Origin of the sequence: Nocardia suismassiliense, assembly GCF_900269665.1 — a bacterium.
In the GTDB taxonomy this organism is placed as follows: domain Bacteria; phylum Actinomycetota; class Actinomycetes; order Mycobacteriales; family Mycobacteriaceae; genus Nocardia; species Nocardia suismassiliense.
Genome location: NZ_LT985361.1, coordinates 8,506,043 through 8,530,602, shown reverse-complemented (window position 1 = coordinate 8,530,602; position 24,560 = coordinate 8,506,043). Strand labels below are relative to the sequence as shown.

At 68.1% G+C, this 24,560-nt stretch carries 24 protein-coding genes; 15 read left to right on the top strand and 9 right to left on the bottom strand.

Annotated features, from left to right (window positions below; genetic code table 11):
* Positions 1 to 39 precede the first annotated feature (39 nt).
* Complete coding sequence (locus DBO33_RS38270; protein ID WP_107660958.1) at positions 40 to 333, bottom strand: chorismate mutase; 294 nt, start codon at positions 331 to 333, stop codon at positions 40 to 42.
* 385 nt (positions 334 to 718) lie between these two features.
* Here DBO33_RS38270 and pcrA point away from each other — a divergent pair, with 385 nt between their 5' ends.
* Both pcrA and DBO33_RS38260 read left to right on the top strand, forming a co-directional pair.
* Positions 719 to 3,340 (top strand): DNA helicase PcrA, encoded by a 2,622-nt coding sequence (gene pcrA / locus DBO33_RS38265; RefSeq protein WP_199856882.1) that lies wholly within the window; start codon positions 719 to 721, stop codon positions 3,338 to 3,340.
* 63 nt (positions 3,341 to 3,403) lie between these two features.
* The gene (locus tag DBO33_RS38260) at positions 3,404 to 3,829 is read left to right on the top strand and encodes a hypothetical protein (RefSeq protein WP_107659374.1); all 426 of its coding nucleotides are present in this window, start codon (positions 3,404 to 3,406) and stop codon (positions 3,827 to 3,829) included.
* 75 nt (positions 3,830 to 3,904) lie between these two features.
* Here the strand turns inward: DBO33_RS38260 and DBO33_RS38255 are convergent, their stop codons facing one another.
* Together DBO33_RS38255 and DBO33_RS38250 are read right to left on the bottom strand one after the other, a co-directional pair.
* A complete protein-coding gene (locus DBO33_RS38255) occupies positions 3,905 to 5,284 on the bottom strand; it encodes a DUF1731 domain-containing protein (protein WP_107659373.1) in 1,380 nt (459 codons plus the stop codon).
* Between the two features lie 645 nt (positions 5,285 to 5,929).
* Complete coding sequence (locus tag DBO33_RS38250; RefSeq protein ID WP_234391269.1) at positions 5,930 to 7,054, bottom strand: M23 family metallopeptidase; 1,125 nt, start codon at positions 7,052 to 7,054, stop codon at positions 5,930 to 5,932.
* A 33-nt stretch (positions 7,055 to 7,087) separates the two neighbouring features.
* Here DBO33_RS38250 and DBO33_RS43310 point away from each other — a divergent pair, with 33 nt between their 5' ends.
* The 9 genes from DBO33_RS43310 to DBO33_RS38210 all read left to right on the top strand — a co-directional run bounded on the left by DBO33_RS43310 (position 7,088) and on the right by DBO33_RS38210 (position 19,977).
* Positions 7,088 to 7,339: a hypothetical protein gene (locus DBO33_RS43310; protein ID WP_199857081.1), complete on the top strand. Its 252-nt coding sequence runs from the start codon at positions 7,088 to 7,090 to the stop codon at positions 7,337 to 7,339.
* Between the two features lie 393 nt (positions 7,340 to 7,732).
* Positions 7,733 to 8,899, top strand: a complete 1,167-nt coding sequence (gene sucC / locus DBO33_RS38245; RefSeq protein WP_107659371.1) for an ADP-forming succinate--CoA ligase subunit beta — start codon at positions 7,733 to 7,735, stop codon at positions 8,897 to 8,899.
* 11 nt (positions 8,900 to 8,910) lie between these two features.
* Complete coding sequence (gene sucD, locus DBO33_RS38240; protein ID WP_069161670.1) at positions 8,911 to 9,825, top strand: succinate--CoA ligase subunit alpha; 915 nt, start codon at positions 8,911 to 8,913, stop codon at positions 9,823 to 9,825.
* Positions 9,826 to 9,930: 105 nt separating this feature from the next.
* Positions 9,931 to 12,927, top strand: a complete 2,997-nt coding sequence (locus DBO33_RS38235; RefSeq protein WP_159080725.1) for an AfsR/SARP family transcriptional regulator — start codon at positions 9,931 to 9,933, stop codon at positions 12,925 to 12,927.
* A gap of 174 nt (positions 12,928 to 13,101) precedes the next feature.
* A complete protein-coding gene (locus DBO33_RS38230) occupies positions 13,102 to 14,172 on the top strand; it encodes a DUF5336 domain-containing protein (protein WP_107659369.1) in 1,071 nt (356 codons plus the stop codon).
* Between the two features lie 154 nt (positions 14,173 to 14,326).
* Positions 14,327 to 15,835: a cell division protein PerM gene (locus DBO33_RS43305; RefSeq protein WP_159080724.1), complete on the top strand. Its 1,509-nt coding sequence runs from the start codon at positions 14,327 to 14,329 to the stop codon at positions 15,833 to 15,835.
* A 59-nt stretch (positions 15,836 to 15,894) separates the two neighbouring features.
* A complete protein-coding gene (purN, locus tag DBO33_RS38220; protein WP_228540331.1) occupies positions 15,895 to 16,593 on the top strand; it encodes a phosphoribosylglycinamide formyltransferase in 699 nt (232 codons plus the stop codon).
* Entirely contained in the window at positions 16,590 to 18,167 is a 1,578-nt protein-coding gene (gene purH, locus DBO33_RS38215; protein WP_107659367.1) for a bifunctional phosphoribosylaminoimidazolecarboxamide formyltransferase/IMP cyclohydrolase, read from the top strand. The genes purN and purH overlap by 4 nt, the downstream gene beginning before the upstream one ends.
* 244 nt (positions 18,168 to 18,411) lie before the next feature.
* Positions 18,412 to 19,977, top strand: coding sequence for a beta-N-acetylhexosaminidase (locus DBO33_RS38210; RefSeq protein ID WP_107659366.1), 1,566 nt, complete (start codon positions 18,412 to 18,414; stop codon positions 19,975 to 19,977).
* Between the two features lie 12 nt (positions 19,978 to 19,989).
* Here DBO33_RS38210 and DBO33_RS38205 read toward each other — a convergent pair whose 3' ends face one another.
* On the bottom strand, positions 19,990 to 20,451 hold the full coding sequence (locus DBO33_RS38205; protein WP_234391268.1) for a hypothetical protein: 462 nt from the start codon (positions 20,449 to 20,451) through the stop codon (positions 19,990 to 19,992).
* Positions 20,452 to 20,660: 209 nt separating this feature from the next.
* Here DBO33_RS38205 and DBO33_RS38200 point away from each other — a divergent pair, with 209 nt between their 5' ends.
* Complete coding sequence (locus DBO33_RS38200; RefSeq protein WP_107659364.1) at positions 20,661 to 21,230, top strand: LysM peptidoglycan-binding domain-containing protein; 570 nt, start codon at positions 20,661 to 20,663, stop codon at positions 21,228 to 21,230.
* A 68-nt stretch (positions 21,231 to 21,298) separates the two neighbouring features.
* Here the strand turns inward: DBO33_RS38200 and rpsR are convergent, their stop codons facing one another.
* From rpsR to rpmB, 4 genes are read right to left on the bottom strand one after another with little or no spacing between them, the layout of a single operon-like run.
* Positions 21,299 to 21,553: a 30S ribosomal protein S18 gene (gene rpsR / locus DBO33_RS38195; RefSeq protein ID WP_040738992.1), complete on the bottom strand. Its 255-nt coding sequence runs from the start codon at positions 21,551 to 21,553 to the stop codon at positions 21,299 to 21,301.
* Between the two features lie 32 nt (positions 21,554 to 21,585).
* Entirely contained in the window at positions 21,586 to 21,891 is a 306-nt protein-coding gene (gene rpsN / locus DBO33_RS38190) for a 30S ribosomal protein S14 (protein ID WP_107659363.1), read from the bottom strand.
* A gap of 39 nt (positions 21,892 to 21,930) precedes the next feature.
* Complete coding sequence (gene rpmG, locus DBO33_RS38185; protein WP_011211511.1) at positions 21,931 to 22,101, bottom strand: 50S ribosomal protein L33; 171 nt, start codon at positions 22,099 to 22,101, stop codon at positions 21,931 to 21,933.
* A gap of 13 nt (positions 22,102 to 22,114) precedes the next feature.
* The gene (rpmB, locus tag DBO33_RS38180) at positions 22,115 to 22,351 is read right to left on the bottom strand and encodes a 50S ribosomal protein L28 (RefSeq protein WP_107659362.1); all 237 of its coding nucleotides are present in this window, start codon (positions 22,349 to 22,351) and stop codon (positions 22,115 to 22,117) included.
* A 95-nt stretch (positions 22,352 to 22,446) separates the two neighbouring features.
* On the opposite strand from rpmB, the gene mrf reads away from it, so the two are divergent.
* The 3 genes from mrf to rpmF are packed head-to-tail and all read left to right on the top strand — an operon-like array spanning position 22,447 to position 24,204.
* Complete coding sequence (gene mrf, locus DBO33_RS38175; protein WP_107659361.1) at positions 22,447 to 23,769, top strand: ribosome hibernation factor-recruiting GTPase MRF; 1,323 nt, start codon at positions 22,447 to 22,449, stop codon at positions 23,767 to 23,769.
* Complete coding sequence (locus DBO33_RS38170; protein ID WP_107659360.1) at positions 23,766 to 24,029, top strand: type B 50S ribosomal protein L31; 264 nt, start codon at positions 23,766 to 23,768, stop codon at positions 24,027 to 24,029. The genes mrf and DBO33_RS38170 overlap by 4 nt, the downstream gene beginning before the upstream one ends.
* A gap of 1 nt (position 24,030) precedes the next feature.
* Entirely contained in the window at positions 24,031 to 24,204 is a 174-nt protein-coding gene (gene rpmF / locus DBO33_RS38165; RefSeq protein ID WP_107659359.1) for a 50S ribosomal protein L32, read from the top strand.
* A gap of 66 nt (positions 24,205 to 24,270) precedes the next feature.
* Here the strand turns inward: rpmF and DBO33_RS38160 are convergent, their stop codons facing one another.
* Entirely contained in the window at positions 24,271 to 24,495 is a 225-nt protein-coding gene (locus DBO33_RS38160) for a hypothetical protein (protein ID WP_107659358.1), read from the bottom strand.
* Positions 24,496 to 24,560: the final 65 nt, after the last annotated feature.

The window sequence follows — 24,560 nt, the reverse complement described above, 5'->3', positions numbered from 1 at the left end:
GGGTCTATGGCCGCGTCGAGCGGCCTGAAGAAAAAGGGGTCAGTGACCGAGCCGGCCGCGGCCGAGGCGCAGCAGCAGCATTGCGAGGGTGTGGCCTTCCTGGCCGAGCTCGCTGAAGCGCTCCAGCACCTTCATTTCGCGGTTGTGCACGAGGCGGGGCCCGCCGGAGGCCATTCTGGTCCGGCCGATGACCCGGGAGATCTCCGTGCGACGTTTGATGGCCGCGAGGATCTCGGCATCGAGACGATCGATCTCCTTACGGAGCTTGTCGATCTCCGCGTCGCTCTGCGGCAGCGCCGAATCGGACCCGGTCGTCGTGGCGGGGGTACTCATCATTCATCTCCTCGTGTCAGAACATGGATCGGCGGGTGAGCCCGGCTCGTTACCGATCGGTTCTTTCACCGTGAAACAGACCTGGTAGGGCCTTCGAATTGGCTACCAAGGACGGTGCGCTCAGATACAGGTGCCGCGATGACGATATCCGGTCGGTAACCGAAACGGATGTATCGCGTGGGCACTCATCATGTCGCCAGTCTGCCACGGGTGGGTAGCTATGCAAAACGTTTGGTTTTGTGAATCTGCTGAGAAGGCGGTTACGGATTCGTCGCGGCGCCTGCCTGCGGAGTTCATCCGGCGTTCGCCGAGGCGGTACCGAACCGACACCGAGACGGCCCGGGGCTTCATCTCTGTCGGTGTCCGCCGGTAGCGTGGATGGGCGATGGACATCACGGTGGCTCCCAAGACGCAGGCCGGTCGCGCCCTGCAGCCGGATTCGACCCACAAACCGCAGTTCACCGGTGGTAACACCGAAGAAGCGGTCAGGCATGGCGAGGAGGTAGGTGCGGTGCGGGAAACGCAGCGGGCCGCTGTCCCCGAGCCGCCGCCGTCGGCCACCGAATTGGAGCAACGGCGTGTCGAGCGGGAGCGTCGGCGCGCCGAAGAAGCCGTGCACCTGCTCGACGGCCTCAATCCGCAGCAGCGTGCCGCCGTGGTGCACAGTGGCGCGCCGCTGCTCATCGTGGCCGGCGCGGGTTCCGGCAAGACCGCCGTGCTCACCCGGCGCATCGCGTACCTGCTCGCCGCCCGTGGCGTGACTCCGGGTCAGGTGCTCGCAATCACCTTCACCAACAAGGCCGCCGCGGAGATGCGGGAGCGAGTAATAGGACTGGTCGGTCCGCGTGCGAACAACATGTGGGTCTCCACGTTCCACTCCAGTTGCGTCCGAATTCTGCGGATGCAGGCCGCCCTGCTGCCCGGCTTGAATTCGAATTTCTCCATCTACGATGCCGATGATTCGCGGCGACTGCTCACCATGATCAGCCGCGACTTCGACATCGATACCAAGAAATACACCGCTCGGTTGCTGTCGACCGCGATCTCGAATCTGAAGAACGAGCTGATCGGGCCGCAGCAGGCGAGCGCCGACGCCGAGTCGGACGAGACCGAACTGCCCGCTCTGGTGGCCCGCGTCTACACCGAATATCAACGGCGGTTGCGCGCGGCGAACGCACTGGATTTCGACGATCTGATCGGCGAGACGGTGGCGCTGCTGCAGCACCACCCGCAGGTCGCCGAGTATTACCGGCGCCGGTTCCGGCACGTACTCGTCGACGAGTACCAGGACACCAACCACGCCCAGTACATCCTGGTGCGTGAACTGGTCGGTCACCACCGGGAAGACCGCAGCGAGGACGAGGCGCCGCCCAGCGAGCTGTGTGTGGTGGGTGACGCGGATCAATCCATCTACGCCTTCCGCGGCGCGACCATCCGCAATATCGAGGAGTTCGAGCGCGACTTCCCGGACGCGGAAACCATTCTGCTGGAACAGAACTATCGCTCCACCCAGCACATCCTGTCCGCCGCCAACGCGGTGATCTCGCGCAACGAGAACCGGCGCGACAAGAAGCTGTGGACCGACTCCGGCGAGGGTGATCTGATCACCGGTTACGTCGCCGACAACGAGCACGACGAGGCTTCGTTCGTGGCGCGCGAGATCGACAAACTGGTCGATCAGGGCGAGGCCAACTACGGCGACGTCGCGGTGTTCTACCGCACCAACAACAACTCCCGTGCGCTGGAAGAGATCTTCATCCGGATGGGCCTGCCGTACAAGGTGGTCGGCGGCGTCCGGTTCTACGAGCGCAAAGAGGTGCGCGACATCGTCGCCTACCTGCGCGTGCTGGAGAACCCCGAGGACGCGGTCAGCGTCCGCCGCATCCTGAACACCCCACGCCGCGGCATCGGCGACCGGGCCGAGGCCTGTGTGGCGGTGCACGCCGACCAGCGGGGCATCGGTTTCGCCGCCGCGCTGCGCGACGCGGCCGACGGCAAGGTCGCGCTGCTCAACACCCGGGCCCAGCGTGCGATCGCCGGCTTCCTCGAGCTGCTGGAGGAGATCAGGGCGGCGGGCGTCCAGGAGAACCTCGACTTTCCCGACGTCGGCAATGTCGTCGACGCGGTACTGGAACGCACCGGCTACCGGGCCGAACTGGAAGCGTCCGACGATCCGCAGGACGGCGCCCGGCTCGACAACCTCAACGAGTTGGTCAGCGTCGCACGGGAATTCAGCTCCGAGGCGTACAACAATGCGGAGGCGGCCCGGCAGGAGGGGCTGTTGCCGGAGGTGGCCGAGGGCGAACCGGATCCCGGATCGCTCGCCGCGTTCCTGGAACGGGTCTCGCTGGTGGCCGACACCGACCAGATCCCGGACGAGGGCACCGGCGTGGTCACGATGATGACGTTGCACACCGCCAAGGGGCTGGAGTTCCCGGTGGTTTTCGTAACCGGCTGGGAGGACGGTCAGTTCCCGCACATGCGGGCGCTGGGTGATCCCACCGAGTTGGCCGAGGAACGCAGGCTCGCTTACGTCGGCATCACTCGGGCCCGGAAGCGGCTGTATCTGACCCGTGCGGTGGTGCGTTCAGGGTGGGGGCAGCCTGTCTCCAATCCGGAATCGCGTTTCCTGCAGGAGATTCCGGATCATCTGATCGACTGGCGTCGGTTGGAGCCGACCGGTTCCGCGGCAACCCGTGGTATCCGTCGTCGCGGTGACGACGACCGGATGGAACGCGACTGGACTCGTGGTGACGGGTGGTCCGAGCAGCGGCCCGGTGTGCGCGGTGATCGTGGGCCGCGTCGTCCGGCACCCGGTGGCGCTACCCGCAACAACACCAATCTCGTTCTCGCTGTGGGTGATCGGGTGAGTGATGACAAGTATGGGCTCGGAAAGGTGATCGCCGCGGAGGGTTTCGGCCCGCTGGCCACGGTCACCATCGACTTCGGTACCGCGGGCAAGATTCGGCTCATTCCGCAGTACAGCAGGACGCTGGTGAAACTGTGAGCGTCGCCGCTGCCGGTCGGCGCAGGCCTTCGGTTCCGCTGCGCGCCTAGGTAAGGTTCGCCCATGGACACGGTCGCGCAGCACGTCCTCTGGTTGCTTCCGATGCTCTGGCTCGGCATGGTGCTGGCCATCTCGTTCCTCGAGGCGCCGCTGAAGTTCCGTGCGCCCGGGGTCACCCTCGCGCTCGGTCTCGGCATCGGGCGGCTGGTGTTCCGGGCCTTGAACGTCGTCGAGGCGGTGCTGGCCGTGGCGCTGGTACTGGCGACGCTGGTGGTCGCGCCCGGCCCGAGTGTCTGGGCGTGGCTGGCCGTCGCTGTGGTCCTGCTCGCCGCGCAGGTCCTCGTGGTGCGCCCGCCGTTGAGCCGGCGAGCCGACCGCGTACTGGCCGGGGAGGAGTTGCCGCGCTCCCACGCGCACTTCTGGTACATCGGGTTGGAAGTAGCCAAAGTTGTTGCGCTGCTGGGATTAGCGATCGCAGCAGCTCCGTAGCGGGCTTGTCGGCGGGCTTCGGCCGGGGCTCGCTCACCGTCGTAGCCCGTAGCTTTGCGGCGTGCGGCGGCCCGTTCAGTGGGGGAGTAGGTCGGTCAATGCTTCGTCCAGGGTCGGGTAGCGGAACGTGAAGCCTTGCTGCCGTAGGACTTCCGAGGTGGCGTGGCGTCCGGTGAGGCCGAGGGCCGCGTCGCTGCGCAGGAGCACCGCGCCGATTTTCAGGAGCGCCGTCGGGGTGGGTGGTGCCGGTGGGCGGCGCAGGTGCCTGCGCAGCGCGGCCATCAACTCTCGATTGCGAACCGGGAAGTCGGTGGCGGCCACCAGGATTCCGTTCGGCAGCGTGACCTGAGGGTCGAGGCCGAGGGCGGCGCGCACGATGGCCAGCCAGTCTTCGACGTGAATCCAGCTGAACCACTGGTCGCCCGGACCGACACGTCCACCGAGACCCGCTCTGGTCAACTGGCTCAGGCGTTTCAGTGCGGGAGCTTGCGGGTCCAGCACGATCGAGGTGCGCAGGATGGTCGAGTGGGTGGCGTTGGCGCCGTCGAATGCCCGCTCCCACGGTTCCGCCACACCCGTCATCTGCGGCAGGCCTACCGGTAGCGGAGTTGTTTCGGTACAACGGGTTTCGCCCGCATCGGACCAGATCGCGGTGGTGCTGGCCTGCACCCAGTAGTCGACGGGCGCGTCGAGTGTGGCGGCCGCATCGACCAGCGCGCGCGTGGAATCCACTCGGCTGCGGCGCAATTCATCGATATTACGGGCGCTCGGTCGGACGTCGACCAGCTTGCCCGCCAGATTGATGATCGCCGTCGGTCCCGGATTACGCAGCGCCGCAACCCAATCGCCCACCGTGCGGCCGTCCCACTCCACCTGAGTGAACGGCAACGCCGGGTCTCGTCGCCGGGTCAGTACGGTCACTCGATGGCCACGGCAAGTGAGATCGGCTGTGACATGTTTGCCCAACGCGCCAGTGCCACCGGCGATTACCACCGTCAGTGCTGTCGCCGCAGGCTTGATCCCCGCCAGTTGCGCCAGTTTCGCGAAAGTCACTCGCGTATCGGATTCCAGCAACGGACTCACCACCATCCGCGCGACCGGTGCCGACGGTCCGCTGAAGGTGAGTTGCCGGCTGATCTCGGTACCACCGTCGCGCGGCGTCAACGTCCATGTCAGCCGCATCCGCCCCGCCGGCTCCGGCTGCTCGATGCTCAGCTCCCGCCCAGGAACCAACGTGCTGATGACGAACGGCGGAGCAGTCCGCCCATGCAATGTCCCGACAACCCGCCCCCGAGGCAGATAGTCACCCGTGGTGCCCACCGCGGCCGGACCGTGCAGCCGAACCGAGGTGACACCCGGATTCCACTCCGGCCACCGCGTCGGATCCGCAACCACCGCCCACACGAGTTCCGGTGAAACCGCGATGAACTGGGTGTACGTCGTTGTACGTGCCATACCCCCGACGCTAGCNCACAACCACGACCCCCCCCCCCACCCTTCCGACGGCACGGTCAGTTGTAAAAAAGAAAACCCCCCCGCCCCGATCAGTACGTGCGCATCATCACGCACCCCATAACCAAGATCAACGGTACATGGTTGCGGCGACACGCCGCATTCGCCCACCACCATGTCCCGTTGATCATGAAAAGCCGGTTGAAGGCGACCGTTTCGCGCCCTTGTTGGCCGCTTCGCGCACGTTCACAGACCGCTCAACCCTGTTGGTGGGTGCGCGAGCAGGGGCGACCAGATATTCAACCGTGCACCACGGTGAAGCCAAGCTCGGGAATGTTGTCCCTGCCCGTGCTGACCAGCCCCGAGGACGCCGCCAGGCGTCTACTCCCGCCCGCACCAACACATCTCAGCACGCCGTCAGGGGTCTGCCTCGACATTCGCCGACGATCCCGAGGACGCCGCCAGGCGTCCACCCCCGCACGCACCAACACCCTCGACGACGCCGCCAGGCGTGTGCCTCGACATTCGCCGACGATCCCGAGGACGCCGCCAGGCGTCCACCCCGAACGCACCAACCCCCGAGGACGCCGCCAGGCGTCCTGCCCTCAGCTTTTCCCCAACAAACCTTCGCCCGGAACCCCGAACCCCTCAGTCCCGCTGAGGCCCCAAGCTGATCCCACGCGTAGCCAACCACGGCACCGGATCAACCTTGTCCGACCCGTTCAACCACACCTCAAAATGGCAATGCGGCCCAGTCGAGAACCCACGGTTACCGATGGTCGCAATCTGATCACCCGCCATCACCCGCTGCCCCTGCGACACCGTAGCGGTGTCGATGTGCCCGTAAACGGTGACGGTGCCGTCGTCGTGCAGCAACCGAACCCACATCCCGAACCCGGCCGCAGGCCCCGCTTCGATCACGGTGCCGTCGGCGACCGCGACGATCGGCGTGCCGATCGGCCCGGCGATGTCGATGCCGAGATGCTGTACACCCCAGCGGGCACCGTATCCGGAGGTGAAGTTACCCGCCGCGAACTTGGTGAACAGCGGACGCAGCTTCGCTGCTTCCGCCGCCGCCAGATCTTCGGCGTACTTCTGACCCTTTTGCAGGATGTCGTTGAAGTCGCCGAGATGCGTCGGGCCCGAGACATTGAGCAGCTGGGGCGATTCCGGCGAGGTGCTGGGGTCGGCCAAGCTGACGGACTGTGCGGCGATCTCGTGGATCTGCCCGGCTGCCTCGTAGTCGACGGACTGCGAGGGCTGGTCGGGCGAGGCGAGCGCGGCCTGTCCGGCGGCCACGACCGCACCAGCGGCGACCGCGGCGACCGCGGCACGTCCCTTGAGTGCGGCGGGCGGTGCGGGAAGCCGGGGTGCGCCACCGCGCTTGGCGGCGCGCCGGCCGGGGATGACGGTGGGGGTGGCCGGGTTCTCCGGCTCGGTGTCGGGCGCCCAGGACTCTTCCGGGGCCCAGCTGCTGTCCTCGGGCGCCTGGTAAGGCTCTTCGCCCCAGGCTTCGCCCGCGTTCCAAGCGGCGCCGTCGGACCATGCGTCCTGCGGAGCCCACGAATCCTGCTGCGACCACGAGTCGTTCGCGGTCCACGAGTTCTCGCGGTATCCGTCGTCCGGCGTGCCGGCGGCGCGGAAGTTGTAGTCCCCTTGCGGGGCTGCCCCATAGGACGGTGCGGCGTGGTAATCCGCCTGCGGCGCGGCGCTCCCGTAGGGCGCCCGCGACGCGGAGTTGTAGTCGTCCCGAGCCGGCGCCGCGTTGAACAAGGAGTTCCGCTGCCGATCTACTGAGGGCCTGCCATGGGAAGCCTGCGCCCCGAACAGTTCGTCATCGTTGCGATAACGATGTCCGTACTGGGCGCGATCTTCAGGTTTAAGGGCGGAGCGATGGTTCATCGGCGGTGCCACATCGTGGTGAAGCGGGAGATGTTCGCGGGGCCGAGGTGCCTGCTGATCAGCGGCGTCGACGAGTCGTTTGCGGAACGGCTCTCCATCTGCGGAGTGCTGTGCTGCATCAAGCTTGCCGTCCTCCTAGTCGTGACCGTGCTGTGACATCGACCGCAATGACGGTAACGAAACGATTGCAGGGTCCGCAAGCGCTGCGGCCCTTCTGTCCGAACATGTGAGATTGATCACGGTAACACCACGGAATATCTATCTGTGCATTGGGCACGCGAGCGAGCTCGCTCGACGACGGTTTGTAGTAGACCACGCCGTCGCCCCGGGTTCGGCGGTTCTACCTGGCGTGGTGTCAACTACCTACTCGCGAGTAGCCTTGGCCAGGGGTTTTCCCGCCGCGCTTATCGGCCCGTGACCTGCGCCACTTAGGATGAACGTGGCCGATTGGCCGTCCATGTGACTGATTAGAGTCCGACCCGACCCGCTTCCGACGTCGGGCCGCCAACAAAGACGTTGTCATCACAACGCAGACGAGACGGTGAGTACATGGATCTCTTCGAATATCAGGCGAAGGAGCTCTTCGTTAAGCACGGAGTGCCTTCGTCCGAGGGCCGCGTCACGGACACGGCCGAGGACGCCCGCGCCATCGCGGCGGAAATCGGCAAGCCGGTGATGGTCAAGGCCCAGGTGAAGGCCGGTGGCCGCGGCAAGGCGGGTGGCGTCAAGTACGCCGCCACCCCGGACGACGCGTTCACGCATGCGCAGAACATCCTCGGCCTGGATATCAAGGGCCACATCACCAAGAAGATCCTTGTCGCCGAAGCCAAGGACATCGCGGAGGAGTACTACATCTCCTTCCTGCTCGACCGGTCCAACCGCACCTACCTGGCCATGTGCTCGGTGGAAGGCGGCATGGAGATCGAAGAGGTCGCCGCGACCAAGCCGGAGCGCCTCGCCAAGGTCGCCGTCGACGCCGTCAAGGGTGTCGACCTCGCTTTCGCCCGCTCGATCGCCGAGCAGGGCCACCTGCCCGCCGAGGTGCTCGACGCCGCGGCCGTGACCATCCAGAAGCTGTGGGAGGTGTTCGTCAAGGAGGACGCCACCCTGGTGGAGGTCAACCCGCTCGTGCGCACCCCGCAGGACGAGATCCTCGCGCTGGACGGCAAGGTCACCCTGGACGAGAACGCCGAGTTCCGCCACGCGGATCACGAGGCCTTCGCGGACAAGGACGCGACCGATCCCTTGGAGCTCAAGGCCAAGGAGAACGACCTCAACTACGTCAAGCTCGACGGTGAGGTCGGCATCATCGGCAACGGCGCCGGTCTGGTCATGTCCACCCTCGACGTGGTCGCCTACGCGGGCGAGCACCACGGCGGCGTCAAGCCCGCCAACTTCCTCGACATCGGTGGTGGCGCCTCGGCCGAGGTGATGGCCGCGGGTCTCGATGTCATCCTGGGCGACTCTCAGGTCAAGAGCGTGTTCGTGAACGTCTTCGGTGGCATCACCGCCTGTGACGCGGTCGCCAACGGCATCGTCAAGGCGCTGGAGATCCTCGGCGCCGAGGCGAACAAGCCGCTGGTCGTCCGTCTCGACGGCAACAAGGTGGACGAGGGTCGCCAGATCCTCGCCGATGCCGCGCACCCGCTGATCACGCTTGCGCAGACAATGGACGAAGGCGCCGACAAGGCCGCCGAACTGGCAGCGGCCAAGTAAGGAACCCGGAAATGTCTATCTTCCTCAACAAGGATTCGAAGGTCATCGTCCAGGGCATCACCGGCGGCGAGGGCACCAAGCACACCGCACTGATGCTGAAGGCAGGCACCCAGGTCGTCGGCGGTGTCAACGCGCGCAAGGCGGGCACCACCGTCGCGCACACCGACAAGGACGGCAACGCGGTCGAGCTGCCGGTGTACGGCACCGTCGCCGAGGCCATCAAGGAAACCGGCGCCGACGTCTCCATCGCGTTCGTGCCGCCGAAGTTCGCCAAGGACGCCATCATCGAGGCCATCGACGCGGAGATCCCGCTGCTCGTGGTCATCACCGAGGGCATCCCGGTGCAGGACACCGCGTACGCGTGGGCCTACAACGTCGAGAAGGGCAACAAGACCCGGATCATCGGCCCGAACTGCCCCGGCATCATCACCCCCGGCGAGGCGCTGGTCGGCATCACCCCCGCCAACATCACCGGCAAGGGCCCGGTCGGCCTGGTCTCCAAGTCGGGCACCCTGACCTACCAGATGATGTACGAACTGCGTGACTTCGGCTTCTCCACCGCCATCGGCATCGGCGGCGACCCGGTCATCGGCACCACCCACATCGACGCCATCGAGGCGTTCGAGAAGGACCCCGAGACCAAGCTGATCGTGATGATCGGCGAGATCGGTGGCGACGCCGAGGAGCGGGCCGCGGCCTACATCAAGGCCAACGTCACCAAGCCGGTCGTCGGCTACGTCGCGGGCTTCACCGCCCCCGAGGGCAAGACCATGGGCCACGCGGGCGCCATCGTCTCCGGCTCGGCGGGCACCGCCCAGGCGAAGAAGGACGCGCTGGAGGCGGCGGGCGTGAAGGTCGGCAAGACGCCGTCCGAGACCGCCGCGCTGGCTCGCGAAATCCTGGAGAAGGCAAGCGTTACCGCCTGATCCACTCGTATGACTGAGGCCGCCTCTCCGAATCGGAGGGCGGCCTTCGTCATGCGCGCAGTATGCGGGAGACACGGGCATACCGGACGGTGCATGCTTGTCGGCGTGGATGTGCTGGTGTTGGGTCCAGTGCAGGTGTGGGCCGACGGTGTCGCGGTGACCGTCGATCGACCGCTGGAGCGGGCGGTGCTGGTGCGGTTGGCGTTGGCGAACCGCGTCCCGGTGCCGGATCGGCGACTGGCCGAGGATCTGTGGGGCGCCGAGGTCGAGCGGCCGGTGCAGCGACTGCGGGTAGTTGTTTCGCGATTGCGCGCCGCGCTCGGGCCGTTGGCGGAGGTCATCGGGCGCACGCCCGCGGGGTATCAGGCGACGGTCGCCGCGACGGATCTGCTCGCGGCCGAGGCCGCGGCGCAGCGGCTGCACACCGCGCGGCGCGCCGGCGACTACGGTGCTGTCGCGGCGGCGGCCGAGGCGGCCCTCGGATTGTGGCGGGGGCCCGCGCTGGCCGATCTGCGCACGGTGCCGTTCGCGGCGGCCGAAGGGGAGCGGCTCGATGATTGGCGGCTTTCGCTGACCGTCGCGGGACTGGAGGCGAACCTCGAAGTCGGTGCGGCAGGCGAGGTGGTGACCGAGCTGACCGGTCTGGTCGCGCGGCATCCGCTGCACGAACCGCTGTCCTGTCTGCTGGCGCTGGCGTTGTATCGGACGGGGCGGCAGGCCGACGCGCTGGACCGGCTGGCGCGGCTGCGGCGGGCATTGTCCGAGGAGCTGGGTGTCGACCCCTCGCCGGATACGGGTGCGCTGGAACTCCGCATTCTCGAACATGATCCGGCGTTGCGTGCGTCGGCGGTCGTGCCGAGTGGTGAGTTGTCCTCGGCCGATCAGGTGAAATTCGCACCGGGTACCACGGCCACCGGCAGCAGCGAGTCCGCGACGGAACCACGACCGAGGCGTAGCCCCGCGCCGGTGCCGGCGACGCCGATGACGAGCTTCGTCGGCCGTGATCGTGAAGTCGCCACGCTCACAACACGTCTCGCGGAGTCGGGCCTGACCACCGTGGTAGGCGTCGCGGGCAGTGGAAAGTCGCGCCTCGCCGCCGAGCTCGCGCGCTCGATCGATCGGTCCGGCCGACCGGTCGTCCTGGTCGAGCTGGCACCACTCGACCGCGCGGAAGATGTATTGCCCGCGGTGGCAGCGGCATTGGCGGCAGGCGAGCTGGCCGCCGACGGATCGATCGATCCGAATGCCCCGCTGCCCGGGATCATCGACGCGCTCGCCGGAGCCGGCGCGCTACTGGTTCTCGACAATGCGGAGCACGTACTCGAATCAGTGACCGAATTGGTCATGGCAGCAACGGGTTTCAGCATTCTGGTGACGTCGCAGCGACCGTTGGCGGTACCCGGGGAGTCGGTATATCCGTTGGGCCCGCTGGATCGCGGTGTCGCCGTGGCGCTGTTCATCGAGCGAGCCGGACTGCACGGGCTGGTGACGGCGGCGGAGCGGGACAGCCTGGTAGCCATCTGCGCGGCGGTGGACTGGCTGCCGCTCGGTATCGAACTGGCCGCCGGTCTCACCAGGACACTGACGATTTCCCAACTGGCCCAACGGATCGACGATCGGGTCCGGCTGCTGGTCGGCGGTGCGCGTGGGGTCGCGGGCGGTCGGCACACCAGCCTGCGGGTGGCGTTGGACTGGAGTTATGAGCTGCTCGACGACCGGGAGCGGAAGGTATTGCGCAGGCTCGGCGTATTCGCGGGCGGCTGCACCTTGGAGGCCGCCGAGGCGGTGGTGCCGGTCGGCGATCTCGAGCAAGGCGATATCGCACCGGCCATGGTCGATCTGGTGAATCGGAACCTCGTCACGGTCCAGACGGACGGCGCGGCACGACGTTTCCTGCTTTTGGAGACCGTCCGTGACTACGCGCTGGCCAGGCTGACGGAGGCGCAGGAGGTCGAGCAACTGCGCGCCGGCCACCTGCGCTGGTGCCTGAATCTGGTGCGCGCGATCGGTGCGCCCGACGGATTCGCCGCCGCCGAGTCGGTCGCCGCGGTGTTCGCGGAATGGCCGAATATCCTGGCCGCGCTGGAGCGCGCGCCGGTAACACCAAGGGCCACCGATGGTTTGCGGCTCGCGGTGGAGATGCATGTGCCCTGGCTGACCAGGGCCTGGTTCCACGAGGCGCAGCGCCACTACGCCGCGCTCACCGAGTCGGCCGAGGTCACCGCGCACGAGCTGGCACAGGCCTTGAGCCACTACGGTTTTCATACCCTGATGACCGGCGACCTGGAGGCCGCGGCGGTACAGCTGGCCAAGGCGGGCGAGCTGGCCGCGCCACTCTACGACGCCGAACTCGCTCAAACCGTCCGCTATTACCAGGGCATCGTCGATATCGAACGGTGCAGGCTGCCGGAGGCCGTCGCCCGGCTGCGCGAGGGGGAGCGGATTGCCGTCCGCGACACCCAGGGTGCCTCGTTCGCCGACGCGCTCGGCACGGCCCTGCTGTATTCGGGACAGCCCGCCGAGGCACTTGCGGCCTACACCCGATCCAGTGCGGTCGACGCGGCGCATCAGGACGAGCATGGACTCTCCCGCGGCCTGAGCAACCGGGCCAAGGCGCTGCTCGGACTCGGCCGGCTGGACGAGGCACTAGCCACCGCCGAGGAATCCGACCGCTACGCCCGCCGATTGGACGACCGGCAGATCCTGCCGCTGAACGATCTGACCCGCGCCGCCGCCGCGCTCACCGTGGGCCACCTCGACGCGGCGGAGTCGTACTGCCGCGCCGCCCTTGCCCACGAGGCAGACGCGACCGGCCTGGCCCGCGTCGACCTGGCCGACGTGCTGCTGGCCAAGGGCGAAACCGGCGCGGCGCGAACGCTGCTCGACGAGGTCTTCGCGGCCGCGCCCGGCGGCGTGCCGCTGCTGGCCGCCCGCGCCGTCTCGGTCGCGCTGCTGTTCGCCGAAGGCGACGACGCAGCCGCACGGTCGTTGCTCGCCGACGTCCGTGCCGAGTGCGCCGCGGCGGGCTTCGGCTGGCAGCGCTACACCGACCGGCTGTTCCACACCGGCTGTACCGGTGAGACGTGGCGGAACCCCTGCTGAGAGGGGCTGAGGGCGGTGCTAGCGGTTGGCAAACGGCCCGCGACCTGGCCGAACCGGGTTGACCAGGTCGTCCGCCCGGTCTGTTGAGGGTGACCCGGACGAGCGAGTGCAGTAGCGTCAGGTGCAGATCCAGCAGTTGAAGACCACGTATGACTCGACCTAGGAGACGACGACATGTCATACCCGTCCGGGGGCTCCGGGTACAACACACCCGCGCCCTCCACCCCACCCAGCTCCGGTTCGACGGCGACCGGCGCCACGTCCGCCGCGAGTGCGTCCGGCACCGAGGCCAAGGGGCTGCCGTTCTTCCTGGTGGTCGGTGTCGCAGCGCTCGGCGTGCTGAACTTCCTGCTCGGTTTCCTGCCCTATGTCGGCACCAAGGCGGTCGATTTCGGCGGCGCGCGGGTGGCGAACAGTGAGACCGCGAGCCTGTTCGAGGCGGGTGGCGCGGCCCTGCTCGGCCTGCTGCTGCTCGGCGGCCTGCTCGCCGCGCTGTCGGTGCTGCCCAAGCAGAGCTGGACGGGTGCGGCCGCGGCGGCGTCCGTCGCGGGCTTCCTGGCGCTGGCGCTGCACTCGTTCACCCTCTCCGACGGCATCGAGCTGAAGTGGGGCGCGTTTGCTCTGCTCGTGCTCGCCTTCGTGCAGGCCGCGCTCGCGGTCGGTGCGGTGCTGTTCGAGTCGGGCATCGTCAAGGCGCCCGCACCGCGGCCGGCCGGCCAGCCGGGCTTCAATCAGGGCGGCTACGGCCAGCAGCAACAGTCGTCGTTCTCCGCGTTCGGGCAGAACCAGCCCGGCTACGGCCAGAGCCAGCAGGGGCAGCCGGGGCAGCCCTACGGCCAGCAGTCGCCCTACGGCCAGCAGCCCGGTTACGGTGCGGGGCAGCAGGCTTCGCCGTACGGCCAGAGCCAGCCGAGCCAGCCCGCCTACGGTCAGCAGGGCCAGGCCTACGGGCAGCCCGGATACGGCCAGCAGCCGCCGACCACGGCTTTCGGTGGGCCGCAGCAGGGTTCGCCGTACGGTGCGCCCAGCCAGGCACAGCAGCCGCGCCCGGACGAGAACGCCACCCAGCACTTCGGCTCCGCGCAGCAGCCTGCCCAGCAGTCGCCGTACGGTTCGTCGAACTACGCGCAGCCGGGCCAGCAGAGCGCGCAGCAGCAGCCGGGCCAGCCGTTCGGCGGCGAGCAGGGCGGCGACCCGTCCGCCGACGCCACCCAGGCCTTCCGCCCGTCCGACGACAACAAGTAGCGGTAGTTCCCCGGCGCGGGCCATCCGGCGCGCCTGACCCGCTCGTGCCGGGGGAGCTGCCACGCTGAATTGTCATGAGTGAGCGTCAGCGAGTGAATCAGGGATGCAGCGCGCCTGAGCGCACGATGGAGCCGAGCGGTCCCGAGGCGGCCTCGTGAATTCGTCCAGAAACTCCCTCGTCCGCCGGACCGGTGGGTCGCGCCAGGTGCCCGAGCCGCATGAGCCCGACGAGGCCGGGTTTCTGTCGCTGACCCCGGAGCGCGCCAGGGTGCTCGTCCTGGTTGCCGGTCGTCCGACGACCTACGCGCTCGCCACCATCATCGTGCTCGTGCTCGCCACGCTGCTGACCTCGGGCAGCAACCTCGCCGGTACCTCGGGCGCGATCGCCGCAGGATGGCTTGGCGTGCACCAGGTTCCGCTGGTGATCGGCAAGACCTCGCTCGGCCTGCTGCCGCTGCTGCCGACCGCGCTGGTGCTGTGGCTGGCCGGGCGGGAATGCGCCCGCGCCGTCGAACCCGACTGCACCCGGGCCGATCTCGGCTGGATAGTCGGCGCGGCACTGGGCGGTCCACTGCTGATCACGGCCATCTGTCTCGCGGTCGCCGAGGACGCGTCCGGTGTCGTCGCGCTGCAACCGCCGAACACCCTCGCCGCGTTCGCCTGGGTCTTCGGGTTGTATCTGATCGCGGCGGTGGGCGGTATCGCGACCAGGAACCGGCGTGAGCTGTTCGTCCTGCTTCGCCTGCCCGAGTGGGCGATCTCCGGTGTGTACGGCGCGGGCCGGGCGATGCTACGGCTGCTCGGCTGCGCCGCGGCACTGGTCGTCCTCTCGTTTCTCGTGCACATTCCGCGAGTCGGGGACACCTACCAGGGGGCGGGCAATTTCGCCGGGGTGCTCGGGCTGACCCTGCTCTCGCTGGCCTACCTGCCGAACCTGGTGGTGCAGGCGGTCGGCGTGCTCGTCGGCTCCAGCGCGCAGATCGGTGTCGCCTCGTTCGGTGTGTTTTCCGTTGCAGGCGGACCCATTCCGGCCGTGCCGTTGATGGCGGCGGTGCCGACCGGACCGGCCGCAGGCTGGTGGCCGGTGCTGTTGCTGATCCCGGCGGCGGTGGGCGTGCTCGGCGGGCTCGACCTCGCCCGGAGCTCCACCGACCGGATCGACGCGCCCTGGGCGACCCTGTGCTCGGCGGCGCTGGCCACCGTCGGCTTGCTGCTGCTCGGCGTCGTCGCGGGCGGTGAGCTCGGCACCTTCGGCCGGATCGGACTCGACCTGCCCGTCTTCGCCGTGGTCACCTTCGCGTGGCTGGCCATTCCGGGTTACGTCGGGCTGGCATTCGCGCGCTGGTTCCTCGTCCCGGTCGGTACCGCACCCGACGGCTATGCCGACCCGTACGACGACGATGACGACTACTACGCCGACGACAATTACGCGGACGACTACTACACCGACGACGAGTACACCGACCACCGCGACTACTTCGAGGACGACTACGCCGACTACGACGGCGCGGACCTGGAAGTCGAACTGGACGGCGAACTGGTCGATGAGCAAACCGCGATCGACACCGTGCGTGCGCCCGGTGCGAATACCACACCGGACATCGTCGATGCCGAGGTGGTCGAGGCGGACCTGCCGGAAAGTGGCCGGGTCGAGGGTCGTTAGGCTCTATCGCGGCGGAGCTCTTCCGTCCGCCATCCGGATCGACTCGCAGGAGTAGAGCCCTGAGCTCACCCACCGCGCCGGCCTCGCCGGCTGCCGACCCCAGCCCGTCGCCGCTCGCCGCGTGGACACCCGCCGCGGCCCCGGCGACCGTGGTCGTGCTCGCCTCGGGCACCGGTTCGCTGTTGCGCGCGCTGCTCGATGCGGCCGCCGCCGCGGACTTTCCGGCGAAGATCGTCGCGGTCGGCGTCGACCGCGGGTGCGCGGCCACCGAACACGCCGACGCCGCGGGTGTGCCGCACTTCAAGGTGGCGCTGAAGGACTTTCCCGATCGCGCCGCCTGGGATGTCGCGCTGACCGACGCGGTCGCGAGCTACACACCCGACCTGGTGGTCTCGGCCGGGTTCATGAAGATCCTCGGCCCAACCTTTCTCGGCCGTTTCGGCGGCCGGATCATCAACACCCACCCCGCGCTGCTGCCCGCCTTCCCCGGCGCGCACGGGGTGCGTGACGCGCTCGCCTACGGGGTGCGAGTCACCGGCTCGACCGTGCACCTGGTGGACGCGGGCGTCGACACCGGGCCGATCCTCGCGCAGGAGGCGGTGCCGGTGCTGCCCGAGGACGACGAGGCGAGTTTGCACGAGCGCATCAAGGTTGTCGAGCGGCGGTTGCTGGCGCAGGTCGTCGCCGCCGTCGCGACGCGGGGCATTGTTTCCGACGGACGAAAGGCAGTTATCCCGAATGAGCGAGTTCTCCGGTGAGTGAGCGCAAGGCGATTCAACGGGCGCTGGTGAGCGTCTACGACAAGACCGGCCTCATCGAGCTGGCGACCGGCCTGCACGCCGCGGGCATCGAGCTGGTGTCCACCGGCTCGACCGCGGGCAAGATCGCCGACGCGGGCATCCCGGTGACCAAGGTCGAGGAGCTCACCGGTTTCCCGGAGACCCTCGACGGCCGGGTGAAGACGCTGCACCCGAGGGTGCACGCGGGCATCCTCGCCGACACCCGCAAGCCGGAGCACGTCGAGCAGCTGGTGGAGCTGGGCGTCGAGGCGTTCCAGCTGGTGGTGGTGAACCTGTACCCGTTCACCGAGACCGTGGCCAGCGGCGCGAGCCCGGACGAGTGTGTCGAGCAGATCGACATCGGCGGTCCGTCGATGGTGCGCGCCGCGGCGAAGAACCACCCCTCGGTGGCGGTGGTCGTGGACAGCGGTGACTACGACGAGGTGCTCGGCGCGGTGAAGTCCGGCGGCTTCACGCTGGCGGAGCGGACCGCGTTGGCGGCCAAGGCTTTTCAGCACACCGCGAGCTATGATGTCGCGGTCGCGAGCTGGCTGACGAATACGCTGGTGCCCGGGGTGACCGAGCGCGAGCAGGCGGCCGGCGAGCTGTTCCCGGCCTGGCTCGGTGGCACCTGGGAGCGCGCCGCGGTGCTGCGCTACGGCGAGAACCCGCACCAGGCGGCGGCGCTGTACACCAACAACGACGGTGGCCTCGGCCTCGCGCAGGCTCAGCAGTTGCACGGCAAGGAGATGTCGTACAACAACTACACCGATGCCGACGCCGCCTGGCGGGCCGCCTATGACCACACCGCGCCGACGGTGGCGATCATCAAGCACGCCAACCCCTGTGGCATCGCGATCGGCGCCGACATCGCCGAGGCGCACCGCAAGGCGCACGCCTGCGATCCGGTGAGCGCGTTCGGCGGCGTGATCGCGGCCAACCGCACGGTCACCGTGGAGATGGCCGAGCAGGTCGCGGAGATCTTCACCGAGGTGATCGTGGCCCCGGCCTACGCCGACGGCGCGGTGGAAGTGTTGCAGCGCAAGAAGAATGTGCGCATCCTAATCGCCGAGCCGCCGCTGCGCGCCGGCGCCGAACTGCGCCCGATCAGCGGCGGCGCACTGTTGCAGCAGCGCGACATCCTCGACGCCGCGGGCGACGACCCGGCCAACTGGACGCTGGCCGCGGGCGAGGCAGCCGATGCCGAAACCCTCGCCGATCTCGAATTCGCCTGGCGCGCTTGCCGTGCCGTGAAGTCCAACGCGATCCTGCTCGCGCACGACGGCGCCTCGGTCGGCGTCGGCATGGGTCAGGTCAACCGGGTGGACGCGGTGCAGCTGGCCGTGCAGCGCGCCGGTGACCGCGCCAAGGGTTCGGTCGCGGCCTCCGACGCGTTCTTCCCGTTCCCGGACGGCCCGCAGCAGCTCGTGCAGGCGGGTGTGCGCGCGATCGTGCAGCCCGGTGGCTCGGTCCGTGACCAGGAAACCATCGACCTGGCCCGGGAAGCCGGAGTGACCCTGTACCTGACCGGGTCTCGTCACTTCGCGCACTGAACCGAACGACTTCGAACGCCACGTCGGTCCACCGACGTGGCGTTCGGCGTTTGGGGGCCTGCGACCAACTCCCGCACACCTTTTGATTTGACGCATACGGAATGGCATGCGAATCCGTATGCGGGAAATCAAAAAGTGTGCGCCTGCATGGCTGCGGTGATGGCGGTGCGGTTGTCGACGAGGCGGCTGGCGGTGGCGATCGCGGATAGGCGTGCTGTCGGCGCTGGGTTTCGTACAGTGAGGCATGTCGATTCGTGCGGTGGTTGCGGGTGCGGTCGTGATTATCGCTGCGGTGGCGGTGTCGCTCAGTGGACAGCATTCGGCCGAGGCGGAGCCGGGAGCACCGCAGACGCTGCCTACGCTGAAGGCTTGGGAGCCCGGCAGGGGAGCGTTCTCCCTCGGGGCGCAGACGCGGGTGGTCTATACGCACGACGCTTTGCGCGACACCGCAACAGATTTCGCCACCGGTTTGCAGTCGTTCACGGGCAATACTGTTGTTGCGCAATCAGATTCAATTAGTAGCGCCGGCGACATCGTGCTGAGCATCGGACCGGTACCGGGCGCACCGGAAACTCCTGAGGCCTACCGCATTTCGATCGGCGAAACCCTCGACCTGCGCGGTGCCGACCTCGCCGGTGCGTTCTACGCCACCAGCTCAGCCCTGCAACTGCTGCGGCAGCGCAACGAGCTGCCCGGTGGCACCGTGACCGATTGGCCGCAGTACCGCGAACGCAGCCTCATGCTGGACGTCGGCCGCGAGTTCATGCCGGTGGACCTGCTGCGCGCACAGATCCGCCGCATGGGTTACCTCAAGCTGAACCTGCTGCACCTGCACCTCTCGGACACCTTCGGCTTCCGCTTGGAGAGTGAATGGCATCCGGAAATCACTGCCGCGCAGCACTATTCGAAGCAGGACATCCGCGACCTGATCGAGTACGCGGCGCGATATCAGGTCGAGATCATGCCGGAGGTCGACTTCCCCGGCCACATGAACGGCATCTTGGCCGCGCACCCCGACCTGAAGCTGCGCAGCGCGAACGGGCGGGTCTCCGACGCGGCCATCGACATCGCGAATCCGCGCGCCTACGACCTGATGCGCGACATCCTCGAGGAGTTCCTGCCGCTGTTCCCCGGCCGCTACTGGCATCTGGGCGCGGACGAGTTCCTGCTCGACGGTGCCCGGGTCGCGAGCTTCGACGAATACCCGCAGATCGGCGCGTACGCGCGCGCCACCTACGGTCCGCAGGCGCAGCCGGTGGATGCCTTCCTCGGCCTGATCAACTGGGGCGCGGATATCGTCCGCGCGCACGGCAAGCGGCCGCGCGTGTGGAATGACGGATTGCACGCCGGCGCGGGAACCTTCGCCATCGGCGCCGACATCGTCGTCGACTACTGGAGCCGGGCGGGCGTCCCGCAGCTGCCCCTGCCGTACTTCGGAAACGCTCGCAGCCCAGCCGATCTCATCGCCGCGGGCCACGAGATCAGGAATGCCGCGTTCACGCCGACCTACTACGTGACCGGCGGACCGACGGCGGTGGGCAACGTGCCACCGCCCATCGCCTACCAGTTATGGGATCCCACCCTGTTCGTGGACGGCACCCGCCTGACGCCGGCCCAGAACACCCGCAACCTCGGCTCGGGTCTGTTCGTCTGGTGTGACGACCCGACGGTGCAGCCGCCGGACCGGATCGCCGCCGCCATCACGATGCCGCTGCGGGTGACGGCACAACAGACCTGGGGTCCACCGCAAGCGATCAGCTATCCCGCGTTCGCGGCCTTGGCCGATGCCGTGGGCGAACCCGCGTCGTAGCGCGCCCGCCGCCTACACCGCGCCCAGGACCTGCCGGTTGCCCAAAGGTGCCTTCAGCGTCAGCTCGAGCGTGCCGAACACCGCGTTCATGGTGCACATCCGGCCGACCGCGTCGGCTCGGGTGCCCGAACGCAGCTCGACGGTGACCGTCGAATCAGTCTCGCGCACAGTGGCGTCCACGCCGTAGCATTCGGGCGTGCCGGTCTGGAAGTTGACCGCGATCCGGTCGTCTGCCAGCCGCGTCCAGGAGTCGAACGCGATCGGGCGCGCGTTCACGATGCTCGGGTCGGCCGTGAACGGGCGGCCGCTGTTACCGCCGGTGTCCTGGGTCGGGGTGCTCGGCGCGGCACTCGTCGTCGTGCTTGTTTTCGGTTGTGGCGCAGCGTCATCCGAACCGCCGCACCCCGCCGCGGCGAGGCACCCGAGCACAACGGCAACAGCTGCGGCGGCGCGCCCGCCCGACATCCGAGTCATGCCGACAACACTAGTGGGCGCGGCCGCCGCCATCTCACACGGAACATGACACGGCAATAGGACACACCCCACAGTGAACTTTCGGCGAACCGTGCGCGTAATCCCTACGTAACCCCCGTCAGAGCAGTATCTTCGGCCTAGATGCCCGCCTGTGTTTGCGGCGCGCATCGATTGTCGGATGCTCTTCAGAATCTTCGAAAGGAAGTACCGTGGGCGACACACTGCGCGTAGGCGAAGAACTCGGACTGGGGCAGTCCCTGCAGGGTGGTGCTTACACCCTTACGTTGCAGGACGACGGCAACCTGGTGCTCGCCGAGCCGGGCGGAAATGTGGTGTGGTCCACCCTGACTCACAACCAGGGTGTCGAGCGCGCGACCCTGCAGGACGACGGCAACTTCGTGCTGTACAAGGGCGAGGGTTCGGCCTGGTCCACCGAGACCAACGGCAAGGACGCGGACCGGCTGGTCGTGCAGGCCGACCGCAACGTGGTGCTGTACGGCAAGGACGGCAGCGCGCTGTGGGCCACCGACACCAAGACCGACAACCCGCTGCAGGCCCCGGAGCCGGAGCCGGTCGCCGAGGCCCCTGCCGCCGAAGAGGTTCCGCCGCCGCCCGCGGCCCCGGCCGCGCAGACCTACACGGTCGAGCCGGGCGACACCCTGTGGGCGATCGCCGAGCGCTTCTACGGTGACGGCAACCGCTACCAGGAGATCGCGAACGCCAGCGGCATCGACAACCCGGACGCGATCAACCCGGGCCAGGTGCTGACCATCCCGTAAATCATTGCGGCGCAAGACAAAATGGGACCCCGAGCGATCGGGGTCCCATTTTTTGTGCGACGGAGTGACTACCGACTGGTGAAGGGCAGCAAGGCCATTTCGCGGGCGTTCTTCACCGCGACGGCGACCTGCCGCTGCTGCTGTGGGGTGAGCCCGGTGACCCGGCGGCTGCGAATCTTGCCGCGATCGGAGATGAACGTGCGCAGCAGGTTGACGTCCTTGTAGTCGACCTTCTCGATGCCTGCGGCAATGAGCGGGTTCTTCTTCGGACGGCGGGCCTGTTCGGCGCGAACCTTCTTCGACGGTGCTCGCTTGACTGCCATATAGGGATCCTTCGTACGAGAACGGTGGTTGTCTACCAGCTCGATTTGCGCACACCGGGCAACTCGCCCCGGTGGGCCATCTCGCGCACACGCACACGGGACAATCCGAACTTCCGGAGGTGACCGCGCGGTCGTCCGTCAGCGGCGTCCCGATTGCGCAATCGTACCGGACTGGCGTCCCGCGGCTGTCGTTGCAGCTCAGCGAGGGCTTCGGCCCGGTCGGCGGCCGACGTGGCCGGCTTGCGGATGAGCTCCTTCAGCTCGGCCCGGCGCTCGGCGTAGCGCGCGACGACGGCGGCTCGCTGCTCGTTGCGGGCTATCTTCGACTTCTTCGCCATGTCAGCGCTCCTCCGGAAAGACGTTGTGCGGCATCGTGTTCACCGCTCCTCGCGGAAATCGACGTGCTTGCGCACGACGGGGTCGTATTTGCGCAGCACCATCCTGTCCGGATCGTTGCGGCGGTTCTTCCTGGTCACATACGTGTAGCCGGTGCCGGCGGTGGACTTCAGTTTGACGATCGGCCGGAGTTCGGTCGATTTGGACGCCATCGGTTTCTCCTCGTCAGATCTTGTCGCCGCGGGCCCGGATCCGGGCCACCACGGCCTCGATCCCGTCTCGGTCGATGGTCTTGATGCCCTTGGCCGAGACGGTCAGCGTGACGCGCCGACCCTCGCTGGGCAGGAAGTAGGTCTTGCGCTGGATGTTGGGGTTCCAGCGGCGGTTGGTCCGCCTGTGCGAGTGCGAGACGGACTTGCCGAACCCGGGCTTACGCCCGGTGACCTGGCAGTGGGCCGACATACGGGCTCCCTCCGGTAGATGACAATCATTTTCGACAACGATTGATCGACAATGTACCGTTGCTCTGACGCAAATGAAAATCGTTATCGAAAGGGGTGCTGTCCGTGGTCCCATCGGAGACCGACCGGCGAACACCGGTCGTAGTGCTCGCGGGATTCGCCGGGCCCGCCGCGGCGGGCGCCGAGTACGCGGCGACCGCGCTGTGCCAGGAAGCGCCCGGCACCGTGGTCGTCCATCACGACCTGAAACAACTGAACGAGGGCATCGTGCACCGCACGGTGCGCAGCGCGACCTACGAGACGTCCGACGTGCTCGAGCTCGCGCACGGCTGTGTCTCCTGCACCCTGCGGATCGACCTGCTGCCGCTGCTGCGCACGCTGGCCGCGCGGGATTCGGTCGACCGCATCGTGCTGGCGCTGGATCCGGCCTTCGAGGCCGAGGCGGTCTGCCACGCCATCGAACACGTTGTGGTGGAAGGCATTCTGGGCCGGGTCGACGGACCGGCCGGACGGGACGTACGCATCGACGCGGTGCTGACCTTCCTGGACGCGAGCGCGTGGCTGGCCGACGCGACCGGCGAGGACACGCTCGCCGAGCGCGGTCTCGCCCGCGCCGACGACGAGCGGACCGTGGCGCAGCTGGCCGTCGGCCAAGTCGAATTCGCCGACGCGGTCATCGCATTGGGGCCCGCGGCGGCGGGGACCGAGGTCGAGCGCGGCAAGCTCGGCGCGGTGCTGGCCAGGCTGGTCCCCGACGCGCCGGTGGCCTGGGTGGACGATCCGCAGACGCTCACCGCGGCCGGGATCGAGGAGTTGCTGTCGCGCATTGCCGCGCATTCGCGCCGCGGCCGGGTGTTCGACGCACATGCTCCACTGCTGCGCGGCCAGCCGCCGCTCACCAGCGATTACGGTGTGGCCCTGCTGGAATTCGCGGCAAGCAGGCCGTTCCATCCCGGCCGGCTGCACGAGGCGCTCGACGTGCTGTTCGACGGCGTGGTGACCGCCCGCGGCCGGATGTGGCTGGCCACCCAGCCCGACGAGGTGGCCTGGCTGGAGTCCGCGGGCGGCGGCCTGCGCGTCGGCAGCGCGGGCCGCTGGCTGGCGGCGATGTCGGAGGCCGAACTCGCGCAGGCGGATCCGGACCGGCGGGCGATGGCCGCGCTGCGCTGGGACGACCAGTTCGGCGACCGGGACATCTCGCTGGTGATCCTGGTGCACGACGCCGACCCCAACGAGATCCGCGAGGCCCTGCACTGGGCGCTGGTGGAGGACGACGAGCTGCGCCTGGTCGAACGCGCGCCCGAACGAGTCGCGCTGTGGGAGGACCCGTTCGGCGCCTGGCATGCCGATCCGTGCGAGAGCACCGAGTCGACGCTGCCGATCGAAGACGTGAAAAGCCCGAGAGGAGAGGCGAAATGAAATCAGGAATCCATCCGGACTACCACCCGGTGGTGTTCGAGGACGCGGGCACCGGCAAGCAGTTCCTCACCCGGTCGACCGCGACCAGCACGCGCACCGTGCAGTGGTCCGACGGCAACACCTATCCGCTGCTGATGGTCGACGTGACCTCGGACTCGCACCCGTTCTGGACCGGCGCGCACCGCGTGCTGGACAGCCAGGGCCGGGTGGAGAAGTTCGAGCGCAAGTACGGCAAGCGCGCGCGTCGCGGGGAGGGCTGAGATGGCGGTCCCGAAGCGGAAGATGTCGCGGTCCAATACCCGCAGCAGGCGCGCGCAGTGGAAGGCGACGCCGCCCGATCTGGTGCCGGTGACCGTCGCCGGTGTGGTGCACAAGGTGCCGCGCCGGCTGGTCGCGGCGGTGCGCAGGGGGCTGATCGACCTCGATCGGCTCTGAGAGCTGAACAACGGCGGGCCCCGCAGGAAATCCTGCGGGGCCCGCCGTCGTCGTGTCCGAGCTCGCTCAGCCTTCCTTGTCGGCGAGGTCCGCGAGGGTCGCGGCGAGCCGGAAGTACTTGTTGTTGGCCAGATCGGCGATCGTCTTGATCTTGAGCGCCTCGAGCAGCTGCTTGTCGTGCGCTTCGGTGAGACCGGCGAGGGCCGAGGGTGGAGCGGAGAGGATTTCGTTCAGCGACTTGTTCTCGTACGCCTTGTCGAGAGCCTTGTCGAGCACCACGTTGACGGCCATGCGAACTCCTTCGAACGAACCTGGATGTGCGGCGCTCAATGAACGCCATGTGCCAGCCGACGATA

Coding starts and splice junctions, on each gene's coding strand:
- DBO33_RS38230 (WP_107659369.1), top strand. CDS start 13,102: ATGTCATACCCGTCCGGGGGCTCCGGGTACAACACACCCGCGCCCTCC.
- sucD (WP_069161670.1), top strand. CDS start 8,911: ATGTCTATCTTCCTCAACAAGGATTCGAAGGTCATCGTCCAGGGCATC.
- rpsN (WP_107659363.1), bottom strand. CDS start 21,891: ATGGCGAAGAAGTCGAAGATAGCCCGCAACGAGCAGCGAGCCGCCGTC.
- rpsR (WP_040738992.1), bottom strand. CDS start 21,553: ATGGCAGTCAAGCGAGCACCGTCGAAGAAGGTTCGCGCCGAACAGGCC.
- DBO33_RS38260 (WP_107659374.1), top strand. CDS start 3,404: ATGGACACGGTCGCGCAGCACGTCCTCTGGTTGCTTCCGATGCTCTGG.
- DBO33_RS38270 (WP_107660958.1), bottom strand. CDS start 333: ATGAGTACCCCCGCCACGACGACCGGGTCCGATTCGGCGCTGCCGCAG.
- sucC (WP_107659371.1), top strand. CDS start 7,733: ATGGATCTCTTCGAATATCAGGCGAAGGAGCTCTTCGTTAAGCACGGA.
- pcrA (WP_199856882.1), top strand. CDS start 719: ATGGACATCACGGTGGCTCCCAAGACGCAGGCCGGTCGCGCCCTGCAG.
- DBO33_RS38255 (WP_107659373.1), bottom strand. CDS start 5,284: ATGGCACGTACAACGACGTACACCCAGTTCATCGCGGTTTCACCGGAA.
- rpmG (WP_011211511.1), bottom strand. CDS start 22,101: ATGGCGTCCAAATCGACCGAACTCCGGCCGATCGTCAAACTGAAGTCC.
- DBO33_RS38210 (WP_107659366.1), top strand. CDS start 18,412: ATGTCGATTCGTGCGGTGGTTGCGGGTGCGGTCGTGATTATCGCTGCG.
- rpmF (WP_107659359.1), top strand. CDS start 24,031: ATGGCGGTCCCGAAGCGGAAGATGTCGCGGTCCAATACCCGCAGCAGG.
- rpmB (WP_107659362.1), bottom strand. CDS start 22,351: ATGTCGGCCCACTGCCAGGTCACCGGGCGTAAGCCCGGGTTCGGCAAG.
- DBO33_RS43310 (WP_199857081.1), top strand. CDS start 7,088: ATGGGAAGCCTGCGCCCCGAACAGTTCGTCATCGTTGCGATAACGATG.
- DBO33_RS38160 (WP_107659358.1), bottom strand. CDS start 24,495: ATGGCCGTCAACGTGGTGCTCGACAAGGCTCTCGACAAGGCGTACGAG.
- DBO33_RS38205 (WP_234391268.1), bottom strand. CDS start 20,451: ATGACTCGGATGTCGGGCGGGCGCGCCGCCGCAGCTGTTGCCGTTGTG.
- DBO33_RS38170 (WP_107659360.1), top strand. CDS start 23,766: ATGAAATCAGGAATCCATCCGGACTACCACCCGGTGGTGTTCGAGGAC.